The following is a 2,058-nucleotide window of genomic DNA, read 5'->3' as shown; positions in this document are numbered from 1 at the left end:
GGCGAGAAACGACAGGGCCGGAATTCCACCGAGGATCACGATCCCCTTGGTGTAACGCCGCCGGTCGCCGTGAGCCAGGACGACGAGCAGGGCGAAGGGTTGGCACCGGTCGGTCTCGGGCGGGGCGCCGAGCGGCTCGGACGGCGGGCCACGCCCCTGGTTGACCTACGGGGCGATGCACTGGCTCGCCACGCACGTCGGAGCCGATCGCCGGGTGTTCGAGTACGGTGCCGGCTCGTCGACCGCATGGTTCGCGGACGCGCTGCGGGTGCGGGAGATCGTGGCCGTCGAACACGACGCCGACTGGTTCCGTCGGGTTCCGCAACCCCGCCACGGTCGGGTCCTGCACGTGCCCTGCGACGGGACCTGGTGGGAGGCGGACGGGTCCGCGCCCTACGTACGGGCCATCGAGGAAGGCGCGCCCTGGGACGTGATCATCATCGACGGGATGGCGCGGACCACCTGCTCCCGTCTCGCGCAGGAGTACCTGACGCCCTCGGGGCTGGTGGTACTCGACGACACCGATCGCCCGACGACACGTCCGGCCGACGACGCGCTCACCGCCCAGGGATTCGGCCGGCTGGACTTCTGGGGCTTCAAGCCCGGGTTGGGTGTCGACGCCTGCACGACGGTGTTCAGCCGCGACTTCAACGCGTGGATGGTGCCGGCGACAGACGCCGTCCGCTAGTGCTGACCGCTCGGGTGGAAGGAGGCACCGGGAATGGCTGAACGGGTACTGATCGTGTCGCAGGATCACGAGGGGCACCGGTTGATGTATGTCCGCCTCCTGGCGTCCGCTGCCCTGGATCGCGGCGACAGCGTGGTGCTCGCCCTCACCCGGTCCGGCCTCCGGTCCACCGAGCATCGGCTGCACCTCGCCGAGGTGGCCGACCGCTGCCGACAGGTGGCGCTGGCGGATCCGTCGCTGACCGTCAGCGGTGTGCGCCGGCAGGCGATGCGGTACGGCTGCACGCGGGTCCTGGTTCCCGACGGCGACCGGTTCGCGATCCGGCTCGGGATTCGGGGCTGGCCGCCGGGCCCCCCGATCGTCGTTCTGGTCACTCAGGACCCCCGCTGGAACACCGACAACCGGCCGTCGGTACGGGCCCGGTTGAAGACGAAGGACCTCATCCTGCGACGCACCGAACGGCTTCCCGGGGTCCGGCTGCTGTACCTGTCGGACCACTCGGTAGCGGGCCGGAAGGCCCGCGCGGCCGTCGCGCCCGACCCGGTGTTCTTCGACGCGGAGGACCAGGACCCGACCGCCCTGCGCGGCGCGCTCGGTGTCCCCGAGGACCGGTTCGTCTTCCTCGTGGCGGGTAAGGTGTCGGCCCGCAAGAACCTGCCCCTGGTGCTCCGCTGCCTGCTGCGACTGGCGGACCGGCCGGTGGCGCTGTTCGTGTGTGGGCAACTCGATCCGTCGGTGCGTGCGGAGGTACAGCCGCTGCTCGGCAGGGCCCGAGCCGCCGGGCTGCCGGTGATTCTGGACGACCGGGTGCAGACCGATCACGCCATCAACTGCGCGGTCCAGGCGAGCGACTGTGTCATGGTGGCGTACTCCAGCGACCAGCCCAACTCGATGATGGTCAAGGGCATCCGAGCAGGACGGCAGGTGGTTGTCGCGGGATCCGACCAGTTGGTGACCTGGGCACAGCATCTCGGCCTGAGCCTCTGCGGACCACTGACCGAGGAGTCCGTGACCGGGCTGATGGAGAAGGCGATCGCCGCGCCCACGCCCGCCCCCCGGGTGGATCTGGGAAGCGACGCGTTCGTCGAGGCTTTCCTTTCATGATCGGCCGTGGCGGCCTCGCGGCGCAGACCGTGATCCTGGTCGTCGCGGGAGCCGCCTCACAGGCGCTGTACGCGGTCCTCGTCGCCCTGGTGGCGAATCGGGCGGGCCCAGCCGCGTTCGGCCTGGCGGCCGGCGCGATGGGCGTCGGTGGGATGTTGGTCGGAGTGGTGGACTTCGGCTTCAACGCCTTCTCGGTGCGGGAGCTCGCCGCCGGTCGGATCACCGAGGAGAGCTACTGGAACCGGCTGCGGGTGCTGTTCGCCGTG

3 protein-coding genes are annotated in these 2,058 nt (G+C 70.6%); all 3 read left to right on the top strand.

The window, feature by feature from the left end; translation table 11 throughout:
• The first annotated feature begins 214 nt into the window (after positions 1-214).
• Positions 215-688: a hypothetical protein gene (locus ACWCO3_RS34200; protein ID WP_450014118.1), complete on the top strand. Its 474-nt coding sequence runs from the start codon at positions 215-217 to the stop codon at positions 686-688.
• 33 nt (positions 689-721) lie between these two features.
• Complete coding sequence (locus tag ACWCO3_RS34195) at positions 722-1,792, top strand: glycosyltransferase family protein (protein WP_423438283.1); 1,071 nt, start codon at positions 722-724, stop codon at positions 1,790-1,792.
• On the top strand, positions 1,789-2,058 hold a 270-nt coding region (locus tag ACWCO3_RS34190), incomplete at its 3' end, for an oligosaccharide flippase family protein (RefSeq protein ID WP_450014116.1). The genes ACWCO3_RS34195 and ACWCO3_RS34190, both read left to right, overlap by 4 nt.

The organism is Micromonospora sp. NPDC002411, from assembly GCF_053592955.1.
The sequence above is the reverse complement of the archived record's forward strand: the minus strand, read 5'-3'. Positions and strand labels throughout refer to the sequence as shown.

Coding starts and splice junctions, on each gene's coding strand:
- ACWCO3_RS34195 (WP_423438283.1), top strand. CDS start 722: ATGGCTGAACGGGTACTGATCGTGTCGCAGGATCACGAGGGGCACCGG.